At 61.5% G+C, this 14,358-nt stretch carries 16 protein-coding genes; 6 read left to right on the top strand and 10 right to left on the bottom strand.

What is annotated here, in order from left to right:
* The 3 genes from IEV38_RS03530 to IEV38_RS03520 form a co-directional block, all read right to left on the bottom strand.
* A partial coding sequence (locus tag IEV38_RS03530) for a 2Fe-2S iron-sulfur cluster-binding protein (RefSeq protein ID WP_188394757.1) occupies positions 1-183 on the bottom strand: 183 nt, incomplete at its 3' end.
* Positions 184-207: 24 nt separating this feature from the next.
* Positions 208-1,761 carry a formate dehydrogenase beta subunit gene (locus IEV38_RS03525; RefSeq protein WP_188394756.1) on the bottom strand — a complete coding sequence of 518 codons (1,554 nt, stop codon included), beginning with the start codon at positions 1,759-1,761 and terminating at the stop codon, positions 208-210.
* Complete coding sequence (locus IEV38_RS03520; protein WP_188394755.1) at positions 1,758-2,237, bottom strand: formate dehydrogenase subunit gamma; 480 nt, start codon at positions 2,235-2,237, stop codon at positions 1,758-1,760. The genes IEV38_RS03525 and IEV38_RS03520 overlap by 4 nt, the downstream gene beginning before the upstream one ends.
* A 303-nt stretch (positions 2,238-2,540) precedes the next feature.
* On the opposite strand from IEV38_RS03520, the gene IEV38_RS03515 reads away from it, so the two are divergent.
* Complete coding sequence (locus IEV38_RS03515; RefSeq protein WP_188394754.1) at positions 2,541-3,626, top strand: substrate-binding domain-containing protein; 1,086 nt, start codon at positions 2,541-2,543, stop codon at positions 3,624-3,626.
* A gap of 9 nt (positions 3,627-3,635) precedes the next feature.
* Here the strand turns inward: IEV38_RS03515 and modC are convergent, their stop codons facing one another.
* Genes modC through IEV38_RS03495 form a run of 4 tightly spaced genes read right to left on the bottom strand, consistent with a single transcriptional unit; the run spans position 3,636 to position 6,977 of the window.
* Positions 3,636-4,712 (bottom strand): molybdenum ABC transporter ATP-binding protein, encoded by a 1,077-nt coding sequence (gene modC / locus IEV38_RS03510; protein WP_188394753.1) that lies wholly within the window; start codon positions 4,710-4,712, stop codon positions 3,636-3,638.
* Positions 4,709-5,383, bottom strand: coding sequence for a molybdate ABC transporter permease subunit (gene modB, locus IEV38_RS03505; RefSeq protein WP_188394752.1), 675 nt, complete (start codon positions 5,381-5,383; stop codon positions 4,709-4,711). Before modB ends, modC begins: the two co-directional genes overlap by 4 nt.
* Before the next feature lie 14 nt (positions 5,384-5,397).
* Positions 5,398-6,153: a molybdate ABC transporter substrate-binding protein gene (gene modA, locus IEV38_RS03500; RefSeq protein WP_188394751.1), complete on the bottom strand. Its 756-nt coding sequence runs from the start codon at positions 6,151-6,153 to the stop codon at positions 5,398-5,400.
* Between the two features lie 29 nt (positions 6,154-6,182).
* The gene (locus tag IEV38_RS03495; RefSeq protein WP_188394750.1) at positions 6,183-6,977 is read right to left on the bottom strand and encodes a TOBE domain-containing protein; all 795 of its coding nucleotides are present in this window, start codon (positions 6,975-6,977) and stop codon (positions 6,183-6,185) included.
* 278 nt (positions 6,978-7,255) lie between these two features.
* Between IEV38_RS03495 and IEV38_RS03490 the strand changes: the two genes are divergently transcribed.
* The 5 genes from IEV38_RS03490 to IEV38_RS03470 all read left to right on the top strand — a co-directional run bounded on the left by IEV38_RS03490 (position 7,256) and on the right by IEV38_RS03470 (position 11,288).
* Positions 7,256-8,194, top strand: coding sequence for a LysR family transcriptional regulator (locus IEV38_RS03490; RefSeq protein WP_188394749.1), 939 nt, complete (start codon positions 7,256-7,258; stop codon positions 8,192-8,194).
* Between the two features lie 149 nt (positions 8,195-8,343).
* The gene (locus IEV38_RS03485) at positions 8,344-9,552 is read left to right on the top strand and encodes an NAD-dependent formate dehydrogenase (RefSeq protein WP_188394748.1); all 1,209 of its coding nucleotides are present in this window, start codon (positions 8,344-8,346) and stop codon (positions 9,550-9,552) included.
* A 137-nt stretch (positions 9,553-9,689) separates the two neighbouring features.
* Positions 9,690-10,199, top strand: a complete 510-nt coding sequence (locus tag IEV38_RS03480; RefSeq protein WP_188394747.1) for an HPP family protein — start codon at positions 9,690-9,692, stop codon at positions 10,197-10,199.
* A gap of 237 nt (positions 10,200-10,436) precedes the next feature.
* On the top strand, positions 10,437-10,856 hold the full coding sequence (locus tag IEV38_RS03475; RefSeq protein WP_188394746.1) for a winged helix-turn-helix domain-containing protein: 420 nt from the start codon (positions 10,437-10,439) through the stop codon (positions 10,854-10,856).
* A gap of 153 nt (positions 10,857-11,009) precedes the next feature.
* Positions 11,010-11,288: a hypothetical protein gene (locus tag IEV38_RS03470; protein ID WP_188394745.1), complete on the top strand. Its 279-nt coding sequence runs from the start codon at positions 11,010-11,012 to the stop codon at positions 11,286-11,288.
* 15 nt (positions 11,289-11,303) lie between these two features.
* Here IEV38_RS03470 and IEV38_RS03465 read toward each other — a convergent pair whose 3' ends face one another.
* The 3 genes from IEV38_RS03465 to IEV38_RS03455 form a co-directional block, all read right to left on the bottom strand.
* Complete coding sequence (locus IEV38_RS03465) at positions 11,304-11,501, bottom strand: hypothetical protein (protein ID WP_188394744.1); 198 nt, start codon at positions 11,499-11,501, stop codon at positions 11,304-11,306.
* Between the two features lie 232 nt (positions 11,502-11,733).
* On the bottom strand, positions 11,734-13,122 hold the full coding sequence (locus tag IEV38_RS03460; RefSeq protein ID WP_229728537.1) for a di-heme oxidoreductase family protein: 1,389 nt from the start codon (positions 13,120-13,122) through the stop codon (positions 11,734-11,736).
* Positions 13,119-14,354: an ABC transporter substrate-binding protein gene (locus tag IEV38_RS03455; protein ID WP_229728535.1), complete on the bottom strand. Its 1,236-nt coding sequence runs from the start codon at positions 14,352-14,354 to the stop codon at positions 13,119-13,121. The genes IEV38_RS03460 and IEV38_RS03455 overlap by 4 nt, the downstream gene beginning before the upstream one ends.
* Positions 14,355-14,358 lie beyond the last annotated feature (4 nt).

Here is a 14,358-nt window from a genome sequence, read left to right as displayed (position 1 = left end):
ACCGAAGGCTTCGAGGCTGTCGGTGGCGCAGAGTTTGGGCACATTGATGCCGTACTCGGCGGCTGCACGCATGACGGAAGTGCCTTGCGGCACGGTCACGGTGACGCCGTCGATTTCCAGGGTGACCATGTTTTCGGATTCGCTCTTGGGCGTACCGTAGTCAATGCCATTGAGTAAGTTCATTTTTCGCTCCAGTCTCTCTCAGCTTTATGCTGCGGTTGCCAGTGGTTGATCGCCGAAGTCTTCAGGGAAGTGGTTCAGGGCCGACAACACCGGGAATGGCGTCATGTTGCCCATCGCACACAGCGATCCCGTGACCATCACATCGCACAAATCACGCAGCAGACGGATCTGCTGTGGACGATTCTGGTTAGCAATGATCTTGTCCATCACCTCCACACCACGTGTCGAGCCGATCCGGCACGGGGTGCATTTGCCGCACGATTCAGCCTTGCAGAAATGCATGGCGTAACGTGCCTGCTTTGCCATATCGACGGTATCGTCAAAGGCAACCAGTCCACCGTGGCCGACCGTCGAATCGACGGCAGCAAAGGCTTCGTAGTCGAACGGCGTGTCGAACAGCGATTCTGGCATGTAGGCACCCAGCGGGCCGCCAACCTGCACGGCACGGATCGGACGACCCGACTCCGAACCTCCGCCAAAATCGTACAGCAGTTCCCTCAAGGTGACGCCGAAAGCCTTTTCGACAAGGCCGCCGTACTTGACGTTGCCGGCGATCTGCATCGGCAGCGTGCCGCGCGAACGGCCCATGCCGTAGTTCTTGTAGAACTCTGCGCCACGCGACAGGATCAATGGTACCGCAGACAGCGAAATGACGTTGTTGATGACCGTCGGTTTGCCGAACAGGCCGACCAGCGCCGGAAGCGGCGGTTTGGCGCGGACCATGCCGCGCTTGCCTTCGATACTTTCCAGCATCGCGGTTTCTTCGCCGCAGACGTAGGCGCCGGCAGCCTTGCGCACCTGCAGGTTGAAGGTGCGGCCGGAACCGAGGATGTTCTCGCCCAGATAGCCGCCAGCCTTGGCGTTCTCGATGGCTTCGTTCAGGTTGGCGATCGAGTGCGGATATTCGGAACGCACATAGATATAGCCTTCGGTCGCGCCGACAGCCAGACCGGCGATCGTCATGCCTTCGATCAGCATGAACGGATCGTCTTCCATGACCATGCGGTCGGAGAAGGTGCCCGAGTCGCCTTCGTCGGCGTTGCAGGCGATGTATTTCTGGTCGGCTTGGGCGCCCAGCACGGTCTTCCACTTGATGCCGGTCGGGAACGCTGCACCGCCGCGGCCACGCAGGCCGGAATCGGTGACTTCCTGCACGATGGCAGCCGGTTCCATGGTGATGGCTTTCTTCAGGCCGACATAGCCTTCATGCGCCAGGTAGTCTTCCAGCGAGACCGGGTCGGTGATGCCGACGCGCACGAACTGCAGGCGTTCCTGCTTTTTCAGGTACGGGATTTCCTCGACCAGGCCGAGTGCCTTGTCGTGCTTGCCGCCATTGAGGAAATCGGCGTCGAACAGGGCAGCGACTTCGTCGGCTTCGATCGGACCAAAGCCGATGCGGCCGGCGTCGGTCGCGACTTCGACCAGCGGCTCGAGCCAGAACATGCCGCGCGAACCGTTGCGCACGAGCTTGATATCGATGCCGCGGGCCTTGGCTTCCTTGGCGATGGCTTCGGCCGTCTCATTGGCGCCGAGCGCCAGCGCGGTCGAGTCGCGCGGAACAAATACGGTAAAGGTCATTGGACACCTCGCTTGGCCTGGATCAGGCGATTGAATTTTTCCTTGGAAACGCGTGCGTACAGGTCGTCATCGATCTGCACGGCAGGGCCGCTGGCGCATTGGCCGAGGCAGTAGACGGTTTCCAGCGAGAAGTTGTTGTCGTCGGTGGTGCCGTGGAAATCGCAGCCCAGCAGTTCCTTGGCGTGCGAAGCCAGATCTTCGCAGCCGCGTGCCTGGCAGGCTTCGGCGCGGCAGATCTGTACCACGTGCTTGCCGGCCGGATGCTGGCGGAAGAAGTGGTAATAGGTGATGACGCCATGGACTTCCGCGCGCGAGACGTTGACGCCTTCTGCAATCGCAGGCACGGCGCTCGGCGGAATATAACCGATGGCGTTCTGAATGTCGTGAAGAATCGGCAGCAGGGCACCAGGCATCGATTTGCGTTGCGCGATAATCGATTCAATGGCTGCCATATCAAAGGTGGCTTGGGTGCTCATACTATTACACTCCTCCGTGCGACTCAGATGGCGCTGCTGCCTGCCATACGGTCGTGAAATCCAACGAGACCATACTGTTTCCTTGTAAAATTTCTTGTCTATATGCTGTTTAGAGCATATAGTTTGCTGGGGTACGCCTTGCAACACGCGAAAGGTATCACTGCCAGTATGGTAATTCAATATGCTTTTTCATTCATATTGGTAAACTCGGCGTAAACGCCACAACTATATGTTTCCCCGTGCATATGAAACCCCATTCCAAGGTCCTTCGAGGGGTTGATTCATTCTAGGACGCTTCCCCGGATGTTCAAAGTCATCATCAATCCGCACTGGGAAGTGACCCATGATGCGAACGATACGGTCGATACGGCCGTCCTTCTTCAATTACTGACGGCGATTCAACGCAGCGGTTCGATTTCCAACGCCGCCCGCTCGGTCGGCCTCTCCTATCGTTATGCGTGGGGCATGCTGCGCAAGGTCGAGCAGTTGTTCGGCACGGCATTGCTGAATACCGACCGCGGCCGCGGCACGACACTGACGCCGCTGGCGGAAAAGCTGATCTGGGCCGACCGCCGCATCCGCGCGCGTCTTTCTCCCATGCTCGACAGCCTGGCATCGGAACTCGAAAACGAGATCGGCAAGACCGTGGTCGGCAAAACCCATCTATTAAGACTGGATGCGAGTCACGGTTTTGCGGTCGATGCCTTGTTGAAGCAATTGACCGAGGCCGGCCTGCCGGTCGATCTGCGCTACCGCAACAGTACCGATGCGGTGGCGGCGCTGTCGCGGCGCGAATGCGATCTGGCCGGCTTCCATGTGCCGCTCGGCGAATTCGAGGCGAAGGCGGTCGAGCGCTATACGCAATGGCTGAACCAGCGCGACCATTGTCTCGTGCACTTGGCGGTGCGCACCCAGGGTTTGTGCGTCTCGCCCGGCAATCCGAAGAATATCCGCGGCTTGCAGGACCTGACACGCAAAGGCGTGCGTTTCGTGAACCGACAGGTCGGTTCCGGCACGCGCATGCTGCTGGAACTGATGCTGGCGGGCGCCAACATCTCGCCCAACGACATCGAGGGTTATCCAAGCAACGAGTTCACGCATTCGGCGGTGGCCGCCTACATCGCCAGCGGCATGGCCGACGTCGGCGTTGGCGTGCAGACCGCCGCCGATCGCTTCAACCTCGATTTCATTCCATTGATGAAGGAACGCTATTTCATGGCGCTGCCGATTGCGATGATGGAAGACCCGCTGATCGAGCTCGTCATCAAGGTCGTGCAGTCGGATGATTTCCGCCACGCGATCGACCAACTTGCGGGTTACGACTCGAGCGATACCGGCAAGATTCTGCGCCTTTCGGAAGCCTTCGATCTCGGCAAGGTGGCGAACTGAGCGTCCTGCCTATTTAAGAATGGCAATGCCCTTGATCTGCGCATAGACGCGCGCGCCCGGTGCCAGCTGCATGACGCTGGCCGACTTGCGCGTGATGCGCGACAGCAGGCGCGTGCCGTTCGCATCGAGTCCGACCATCACCTGCCCGGCCGATTCCTCGGCCAGTTCCGTCACCACCGCCGGCACGCTGTTGAGCACGCTGCTGCCTTCCTGTGGCGCCAGCGTCAGACTGACGTCGCGCGCCTGGATGCGGATGCGTACCTGCTGCCCGATCTGTGCTTGCTGCTGCGGCAGCTGCAGTTTGCCGCCGCTGAATTCAGCCTGTGTCAGATGAAAGTCCGGATCGTGCGCGGCGACGGTGGCGGTGACCAGTGCGCTGGCCGCGTCGCCATGCGCAACGTGCAGATCGAGCCGTGTCAGCAGTTCGGCGGTATTGCCGCTGGCGATGACCTTGCCATTCTCGAGCAGGATCAGGTGATCGGCCAAGCGCGCCACTTCGTCCGGCGAGTGGCTGACATAGACCACCGGAATGTCGAGCTCGTCGTGCAGGCGCTGCAGGTAGGGCATGATCTCTTCCTTGCGGCGCGGATCGAGCGCGGCCAGCGGCTCGTCCATCAGCAGCAGGCGCGGGCTGGTGGCCAGCGCGCGCGCAATCGCGACGCGCTGGCGCTCGCCGCCCGACAGGCGATCCGACTTGCGTTCCATCAGATGACCGATGTCGAGCAGCTGCACCGCCTGGTCGAGCGAGACGCGACGTTCGCTCTCCGGCACGCGGCGCATGCCGAACTCGAGATTGCGGCGGACGTTCAGATGCGCGAACAGGCTGGCTTCCTGGAACACATAGCCAAGAGGCCGCTTGTGGGTCGGCAGGAAGACATGCTGGTCGTCGTCCTGCCACAGCTGGCCGTTGACCGACAGGTAAGCGCCCTTGAAGCGTTCGATGCCGGTCAGGGCACGCAGGATGGTGGTCTTGCCGGAACCCGAAGGTCCGAACAGCGCCGTGATGCCGTGGCCCGGAATCGTCTGGTCGAAGTCGAGCGCGAACACGCCGTAGCGAATGTGGAATCTCGCCTGGATATCGTTCATTTGCGCTTGCCTGTCGGGTTAAGAAGATAGAGTGTCATTAGCACCAGCAGCGAGAATGCCACCATGCCGCCGGCGAGCACGTGGGCCTGCGCATATTCGAGTGCTTCCACATGATCATAAATCTGGACCGAGATGGTGCGCGTCACGTTCGGTATGTTGCCGCCGATCATGAGGATCACGCCGAACTCGCCGACCGTGTGTGCAAAACCGATCACGATGGCGGTCAGGTAGCCGGGCTTGGCCAGCGGCAGCGTGACGTTGAAGAAGGTATCAAGCGGCGAGGCGCGCAGCGTGGCGGCGACTTCGAGCGGGCGGTCGCCCATGGCTTCGAAGGCGTTCTGGATCGGCTGCACGACGAACGGCATGGAATAGAACACGGAGCCGACCACCAGTCCCGCGAAGCTGAAGGGCAGCGTGCCCAGGCCGAGGGATTGCGTGAACTGGCCGACGGGGCCGTTGGGACCCAGCGTCACCAGCAGGTAGAAGCCGATGACGGTGGGAGGCAGAACGATGGGCAGTGCGACTATGGCGCCGACCGGGCCCTTGAGCCACGATCGGGTGCGCGCCAGCCACCACGCGATCGGCGTGCCGATCAGCAACAGGATCAGCGTGGTGAGGCTGGCGAGCTTGATGGTTAGGACAATCGCACCGATGTTTTCATCGGTGAACATCACAACTCTCTTTTTTAAACGTCATAACCGAAGGTGCGGATCAGGGCCTTGGCCGGTTCGGACTGCAGGTACTTGGTGAATTCGGCGGCAGCCTTGTTGTCCTTGCCCTTGGTCAGGATAACGGCATCCTGGCGGATCGGGTTGTGCAGGTTGCCCGGCACGATCCATGCGGAACCGCTCTTGAGCTTGCCGTCTTCATAGACTTGCGACAGCGCGACGAAGCCGAGCTGCGCATTGCCGGTGCTGATGAAGGTGAAGGTCTGGCCGATGCTTTCGCCGAGCACGAACTTCGGCGACAGCGTGTCGTACAGGCCCAGCTTCTTCATGGTTTCTTCTGCTGCCAGGCCGTAAGGTGCCAGCTTGGGTTGTGCCAGGGCGAGCTTGGAGAAGGTGTTCTTCTTCAGGATCTCGCCCTTGTCGTCCACGTAGCCTTCCTGCGCGGACCACAGCACGAGCTTGCCGGTGGCGTAGGTAAAACGCGAACCGGCCTTGATGCCGTTTTCCTTTTCCAGCTTGGCCGGGGTTTCGTCATCGGCAGCCAGGAATACGTCGAACGGCGCGCCGTTCTGGATCTGCGCGTAGAACTTGCCGGTGGAGCCGAACGACGGCGTGACCTTGTGGCCGGTTTCCTTCTCGAAGTTGGCGGCGATGGCTTTCATCGGTGCCGTGAAGTTGGCTGCAACGGCAACCTGAATTTCTTCAGCGGAAGCAGCCGACGAAAAACCGATGGCCAGCAGGCCGACGAGCAAAGACTTGGAAAAAGTTTTCATGGTGATGGAAGAGACGAGTTGAAAAATCCTCAGGACGGCACCGCAAGAATGATGTGCGATGCCTTGATCAGCGCCGTGGCCTTGCCGCCGACCTTGAGGCCGAGCGTCTTGACGCTTTCGTTGGTGATGATGGCGGCGATGGTCTTGCCGCCCGGCAGTTCGATCACAACCTCGGCATTGACCGCGCCTTCCTGACAGCGCACTACGGTGCCGGCGAGCGCGTTGCGCGCGCTGGTCTTGAAGCCGGTGTCGACGGCCAGGATGATCCATTGCGCCTTGACCAGCGCATGCACCTCGCTGCCGGCCTCCAGCCCCAGGTGCTCGACGCTGTCGTTGGTGATGATGGCGGCCAGCTCGGCGCCGTTGCCGATATCGACCACGACCTCGGCATTGACCGCGCCGATCTTGACGGCCTTGACCGTGCCCAGGAACTGGTTGCGCGCGCTGGTCTGCATGTCGAATCTCCTGTTCATTCTGTAGTAAAGGTCGAAATCGTCCATCATGCGGCCGACCGCTTCCGGCACGGCCGCCCATTCCTGTTCGAGCCGCCGGTAGGTCGCCACCACGCGCCTGCCGTATTCGGTCAGGCTGGTGCCGCCGCCGCTGCTGCCGCCGGGCTGGCGGATCACCAGCGGTTCGTGCGACAGGTTGTTGACCGATTCCACCGCCTGCCAGGCGGCCTTGTAACTCATGCCCATGGCCGTGGCCGCTGCCGAGATCGAACCGGATGCGTCGATGCGCTCCAGCAGTTCGAGATGGTCCCAGCGCTTGCCGCGTGCCTTGGACAAACCTTCCAGCTTGATGGGTGACGATGCCTTGCTCATGTCGGTCTCTTTTGGATGAAGTTGCAAAAAAGCCTGCCCGGCATGCGTCCAAAAGTTGCCATCGATAATGCTATGATACACGATATAACTTTAAACGACATATCGAAAACAGGCTCGGATGCTCATTTTATAGATGGGTTGCCTCTTTCCCGTCTGGCTGGCCGACTTCCCTACTCGCGCCATGGACATTCGGAAAACCCGGATAGAAGCGACTACCATGAGAAGGCCAGCGCCCGCCAGCCGTCGTCAGCCCTTCAACCACCAAGCGGATTGCCACGATGTTCGTACGTCAACTCGATTACCTCGTCACCCTCGCGCGCGAAAAACACTTTGCGCGCGCCGCCGAAGTCTGCTGCGTCTCGCAGCCGGCGTTGTCCGCCGCCGTGCGCAATCTCGAAAACGAACTCGGCGTGGCGATCGTACAGCGCGGCCAGCGCTTTCAGGGCTTCACACCCGAAGGCGAGCGCATCCTCGATTGGGCACGCCAGACATTGGCCGCGCTCGAGGGCTTGAAGCAGGAAGCCTCGATGTCGCTCGACAAGCTGAGCGGTACGCTGCGGCTCGGCGCGATCCCGACCACCATGCCGATCGTGTCGCTGCTGACGGGCGCCTGCCGCACGCGCCATCCCGAACTGCGGCAACTCGTGCTGTCGCTGAGTACCGAGGAGATCATGCGTCGGCTCGATGCCTTCGAACTCGACGTCGGCATGACCTATCTGGAAGACCAGCGGCTGAACGGCTTTCATGTGCAGCCGCTTTACCAGGAGCGCTACATGTTGCTGGCGCGTGATCGCGCCGCGCTCGGCGGCAAGACCGAGATCGGCTGGAAGGAAGCAGCCGAACTACCGTTGTGCCTGCTTGCCGCACCCATGCAGAATCGCCGCATCGTCGACGCGGGTTTTCGCGGTGCCGATGCGCAACCCAACGTGGTGACCGAAACCGATTCGACCTTTGCTGTTTATTCCCACGTGCGTCATGCGGGTTTGTTCAGCGTGGTGCCGCACAGTCTGCTGTGCCTCTACGAATTGCGCGACGACATGGTGGCGATCCCGCTGGTGCCCGAGCTGAGCCGTTCGATCGGCCTGATCTCGCTGGCGCACGATCCTTGTTCGCCGGTGGTGACCGCGACCAGAAACATTGCCGCGCAGATCGATCTGCAGGCGCGCTTCGATGCGTACATAACGGGAACCTATCAACCCATCACATCAAACGATTAGACCCTGCCTGCTTCCTTTCCTAAGATGATTCCGCCGCACTGATTCCCCAGTGTCGGTGTGCAGAAGAAAAAGAAAATTCAGCAAACGCCCGCAATTTTCGATTCGCTGTAGCAACTCATTGCACTCATCTATCCTGGAGAAGAAGCATCATGGCTAAAGTCCTTTGCGTCCTGTACGACGATCCCGTTACCGGTTACCCAAAAACCTACGCGCGCGACGAAGTTGCGCAACCTTCCATCTATCCTGATGGTCAGACCCTGCCGACGCCCAAGGCCATCGACTTCACGCCTGGTCACTTGCTGGGCAGCGTGTCGGGCGAACTCGGCCTGCGCAAATACCTCGAATCGAACGGCCACACGCTGGTCGTGACCTCGAGCAAGGACGGCGCCGACAGTGTGCTGGACAAGGAACTGGTTGACGCCGAGATCATCATCTCGCAACCGTTCTGGCCTGCCTACATGACGGCCGAGCGTATCGCCCGCGCCAAGAAGCTGAAGATGATCGTGACGGCCGGCATCGGTTCCGATCACACCGATCTGCAAGCCGCCAACAAGCACAACATCACCGTCGCCGAAGTCACCTACTGCAACAGCCACTCGGTGGCCGAGCACGTCGTGATGATGATCCTGTCGCAGGTGCGTAACTACATCCCGTCGTACAACTGGGTCGTCAAGGGCGGCTGGAACATCGCCGACTGCGTCTCGCGTTCCTACGATCTGGAAGCGATGAGTGTCGGTACCGTCGCTGCCGGCCGTATCGGCCTGCGCGTGCTGCGCCTGCTGAAGCCTTTCGACGTCAAGCTGCACTACATGGATCGTCACCGTCTGCCTGAATCGGTCGAGAAGGAACTGAACCTGACCTATCACAGCACGCTGAAGAGCCTTGCTTCCGCTGTCGATGTGGTCACGCTGAACTGCCCGCTGCACCCGGAAACCGAACACATGATCAACGACGAAACGCTGAAATACTTCAAGCGTGGTTCGTACATCATCAACACCGCACGCGGCAAGCTGTGTGACCGTGATGCCATCGTGCGCGCACTCGAAAGCGGTCAGCTGGCCGGCTACGCAGGCGACGTCTGGTTCCCGCAACCGGCACCGGCCGATCACCCATGGCGCACCATGCCGCACCACGGCATGACCCCGCACATCTCCGGCACCAGCCTGACCGCGCAAGCGCGTTACGCAGCAGGTACCCGCGAGATCCTCGAGTGCTACTTCGAAGGTCGTCCGATCCGCGACGAATACCTGATCGTCCAGGGCGGCAAGCTGGCAGGCGTGGGTGCTCACTCCTACAGCGACGGTAACGCCACCGGCGGTTCGGAAGAAGCAGCCAAGTTCAAGGCCGTCAAACAGTAATCCCTGTTGTCTCACCCCGTTCATGGATGGCCGGTCCGGTCTGGTGAACGGGACCTTTTGATACCGGCGCACGCCTGTGCGCCGGTTTTTTTCTTGTCCCTGCGTGTTGCGCAAGGCCGATTCAATCCATTCTTCCAATGTCGAACAACAACAGCAAATTCTTCGAAAGCGACATGCCGGTGCCGCCGCGCGCACCGCTGACCACCATTCTGCTCGCCGGCCTCGGTGGCTTCTGCGCGATCGCCACCATTGCACTGGTCGCCGACTTCACGCAGGCGATCCTGATCCTCGGTTCCTTCGGCGCGTCGTGCGTCATCGTCTTTGCATTGCCGGACACGTCGCTGGCACAGCCGCGCAATGTGATCGCCGGCCATTTCCTGAGCAGCCTGACCGGCCTCGTCTATCTGTATGCGTTCGGCCCGCACTGGTGGTCGCTGGCGTTGGCTGTCGGCACCGCGATCGCGATCATGATGCTGACGCGTACCGTGCATCCGCCGGCTGGCTCCAACCCGGTCATCGTCTTTCTCGGCATGCCCGGCTGGAGCTTCCTGCTGTTCCCGACCTTGTGCGGCGCCGTGCTGCTGGTGTTGGTCGCGCTGATCTACAACAACTTCGTGCGCAAGAAGAAATATCCGCTGTACTGGTGACACGCCGAGCGATCGTGTGTGCATCGACGCGGTGCACATGACGATTGATGGTTGGTTATTTCCCCGAACTCAATCCTCCGCTGGTGCCGCTCTGGCATCACACCAAGGAAAGCGAGGTGCAGGCCTGCAGGTCGGCGTCGGTACGACTGGTGCGCGAGGCACCTGGCGGATTGCGCACGGCTTTTTCCCGGACGGAAAGTAGGCGAAAATAGATGCCTCGCTTACCGGAAGATCGCCATGCCCAAGAAACCGCCCCGCCCGCCTGTCCGCCGCGTTCCGCGCGTCCGCATCCTGATGGGCGAGATGACCGCCATGGGACCGGGCCGCGCCGACCTGATCGACGCGATCGCGCGCACCGGCTCGATCTCGGCCGCCGGCCGCGAGATGAAGATGTCCTACCGGCGCGCATGGCTGCTGATCGAATCCACCAACGCCGCCTTCATCGAGCCATTGGTAGTGACAGCCACCGGCGGCGCCGGCGGCGGCGGTGCGATCGTCACCGATTTCGGCCGCGGTGTGGTCGAGCATTACCGCGCCATGGAACGCAAGGCGGCTGAGGCCATCGTCAGCGACTTTTCCGTTTTCAGCAAACTGCTGGCCGACCGGAGCGACGCCGAACAGGCCGGGGGAAAATCAGCGAAACCGTCCAAGGCCTGACTCGCGTTTCTGCAACATCGGAAAACAAAAAGCCCGCGCAGACGCGGGTTTTTCTTGCCTCTCGCCGGCCATCGTTATATCTTTATTTGAATAACGGTGGCGGCGTGCCACGTGCATTGTTGAAGCATCGGACAGAACGAGTGAGGAGGAATCGTGTCCTTGATCGAATACAAGGGATACCGGATTTCAGTATCCGCGCTGGAACAGACGTGGGGCTTCGCCTTTGGCGAGTGGAACGGCGCCTATCGCATCTGGCAGACGGACAATCCGGAGCCCATCCAGGGCGTGGTCGAAGGTAGCGCGCCTTCCGCCTACGAGGCGGAAAGGAAGGCGCTGCGCGTGGTGAAGTTCGCCATCGACGATGCCATTCGTCGCTCGGGCGAGCATCTGCGTTCGGCATTGCAGCATCCGGACGAACGTCTGGTGTTCTGAGCGGGTGGAGGTCTTTCAGGCCAGCGCTTCCTTGGCCGCTTCCTCGGGCGTCAGCCCTTCATAGAACAGGTCGGTGAACCATTCGATCTGTTCCTCGATATGATCCTGCGCTTCTGCCCGCGTGGCGCCGGCTTTTACCAGGCAGTGTTCGACTTCGATGCACCAGTCGAGGATGGCCTTGGTTTCCGGGTCGAGTTCTTCCTTCTTGGCCATGATGCGCTTTCCTTGTCAGCAATAAGGCACAGTGTTGCACGCACGCGCGCCAAACGAAAGCGAATTCAGCGGACGATCACGTCATTGCGAACCGGAAATCCTCCGCCGAAAGTCAACAACACGCCAACCGGGTTGCCTGATGCGTCATTTCCCGTCATGCGTATGGCATGGACATGCAGATGCGGCCCGGCCCGGCGGGATTACCGGGGTTATCCTCATGCGGCCCAATGCATCACAGCGATTCCAGAAACCGCACCAGCGCCGCCCGGTCCTCGACCGACATGGCGCGCACTGCCTCGCGCGAGACGGCCGCTTCGCCGCCATGCCACATCACGGCTTCGAGCAGCGTGCGGGCGCGGCCGTCGTGCAGGAAACCGGCATCCGGATTGACCTTTTGCGCGAGGCCGATGCCCCACAGCGGCGGCGTGCGCCATTCGCGGCCGCTGGCGCGATAGTCGGGACGACCGTCGGCCAGTTCCTCTCCCATGTCGTGCAGCAGCAGGTCGGTGTAGGGACGGATCAACTGGTTGGACAGCGACGGCAGCACAGCATCCTTGCGCGTGCGCAGTTCCGGAATGTGGCAGCTCGTGCAGCGCGCCTGGGCGAAGAGCTGCTCTCCGCGCAGGACCTGGCGGTCGTCGACGTCGCGCCGCGCCGGAACGGCCAGCGTGCGGTGATAGAAGACTGTGGCGAACAGATCGCCCTGCGACAGTTCGGTTGGCTCGAATTCGGAGGCGTGACCGGACGGCGCCTTCTGGCACGCGGTCTGCACGGCAGTACAGTTCTCATGCGGCGTGGCGGGCGTGGTGATGCCGAGGTCGCCGTTGAAGGCGTTTGCCACCTGCTCCGTCAATGTCGCCACGTTGGCCTTCATGCCGAAGCGGCCGATCGATTCCTTCCGATCGATGGTGTCCCACACGATGTTGACGCGGCCGCGTATGCCATCGGGTTTGGATTGCGCCTGCAAGGCGAGCAGGGTCTCGTCGGAAATCGCCTCGAGCAGACCGAGGCCATAGACGGCGGGACCAATGCGCGGCGAGACCATGATGTCGTCGCCGAGCGCGCCGTAAGCGAGTTCCTTGAAATGCACCGAGGGCTTGCGCAGCATCAGTTGCGTGCCGTCGGCAAAGGTTTCGACATGTTCCTCGTACAGCAGGTAGCCGATGCCTTCGCCGGGCACGCCGGGGATGCCGCGCTCGTTGAACTGGTCGCCGTAGGCCGGGTGCGGCTTCGGTCCGCCGTGCGCATTGATGCCGGGCACGCTCAGGCGCAGCAGCATGGCCTGCATGGTGCCATTTGGTCCTTCGGGCGCCTGACCCTTGCCGTTGCGCGCATGGCAGGCGATGCACGAGATGCGGTTGAACAGTGGTCCCAGTCCGGCCGCGCGGTCATTGGCCGGCGCGATCACCCATGATTGTCGAAACATCGTGCGCCCGCGCGCGAAGGCGTTGGCGTTGTCCTCGTCCATGGCCGGACTCGGCAGCGAGTACGCGTTGCGCGTGCTGTCGAACACCGTTGAGCTACCGGCGCTCAGGAGGCGCGTGTCAGTCGAATCGGCGCCGCTCAGGCCCAGCATGGCAATCGCGGCAAGCAGGCTCGCGATCGGGCGTCGCCATTTCAACGGCTGCTTCTCCCTTGGGTTGCGGCGATCACCTGCCGGGCAATTTCCACGGCTTGCCGGCGATTGGCGGTGACCTTGTCGGACCAGGCGCGCAGCAGGGTGGCATTGGCGTCCGGCGTGGCATCGATCTCGAAATTTGAAACGAAGCGTCCGGCCAGATCGTCGGCCTGCTTTTCGTTGATCGGCAACTGCGTGACCAGTTTGCGTGCGCGGTCGAGTTTTGCCTGCAGGGCGTGGTTGCTGCCGGCTGCCTGCTCCGCCTTGGCCAGTGCCGCCAGCGTATCGCGCAGGCGTTCATGCTGTTCGGTCACCATGACATCGAACAGCGCATTGTTCACGCCCTGGCGTCGCAGGGCGCGCTCGGTGTCGAAGGTGAAGGGCATGGCCTTGGCTGCTGCGAACGGATCGTAGTAGCCGGCCGGCCTGTCGGCATAGACCGAGGGCCGCACCGGCAGCTTGCGGATATCGGGATGGAACAGGATTTTCTGTCCTTCTTCGGAAAGCACATACTGTGCGAAGGCCTGTGCGCCTTCGGGATTGGGCGCGTCCTTGAACACGGCGACGTGTGCTGGCGAATAGCCGGTCACGCCCGGATGGATAAAGGAGATCGGCGCACCGTTGGCGATGGCCGAATTGATGAAGAAATCGATGGAGACGCCAAGGCCGGCACGGCCGCTGGCGACTTCCTCTGCAATACCGGGACCGCCTTCGCCCAGCAGCTGCGCGTTGCTGGCGATACGCTGCAGCAGCGCCCAGCCTGTCTCCCAGCCATAGCCCTGCGCCAGGATTTCGATCAGCGGCGGTGCGAAGCCGACCTTGCTCGGCACCGGAAAAATCAGTTCGTCCTGCCAGCGTGGATCGGTCAGGTCGGTCCACTGCGCGGGCAGCGGCAGATGTTTGTCCTGCAGGCGTTGCGTGTTGACGGCAAAGCCGAAGCCGGCGATCTCGGTGGCGACGTAAAGCAGGTCGGGATCGGAGATCGGAAAGCCTCCGACCTTGTTGGGCAGGCCCGTCATGTCGACCGGCAGCGGCTTGAATGCGCCACTCCTGGCGAGCATCGCAAAGCCGCGCTGCGCGGGCGTCCAATACACGTCGGTATGGCCCGGATTGTTCTGCAGCCAGGTCGTCGCATCGCCCGAGCGGCGCCAGTTGATTTCCACGCGCATGCCTGGATGCGCTTTTTCGAACGCCGCTTCGAAACGCGACACCACTTCTTCAGGATAGCTGGTCATGACG

The sequence above is a fragment of the Oxalicibacterium flavum genome, from assembly GCF_014635065.1.
GTDB classification, from domain to species: Bacteria; Pseudomonadota; Gammaproteobacteria; order Burkholderiales; family Burkholderiaceae_D; genus Oxalicibacterium; species Oxalicibacterium flavum.
The sequence above is the reverse complement of the archived record's forward strand: the minus strand, read 5'-3'. Positions and strand labels throughout refer to the sequence as shown.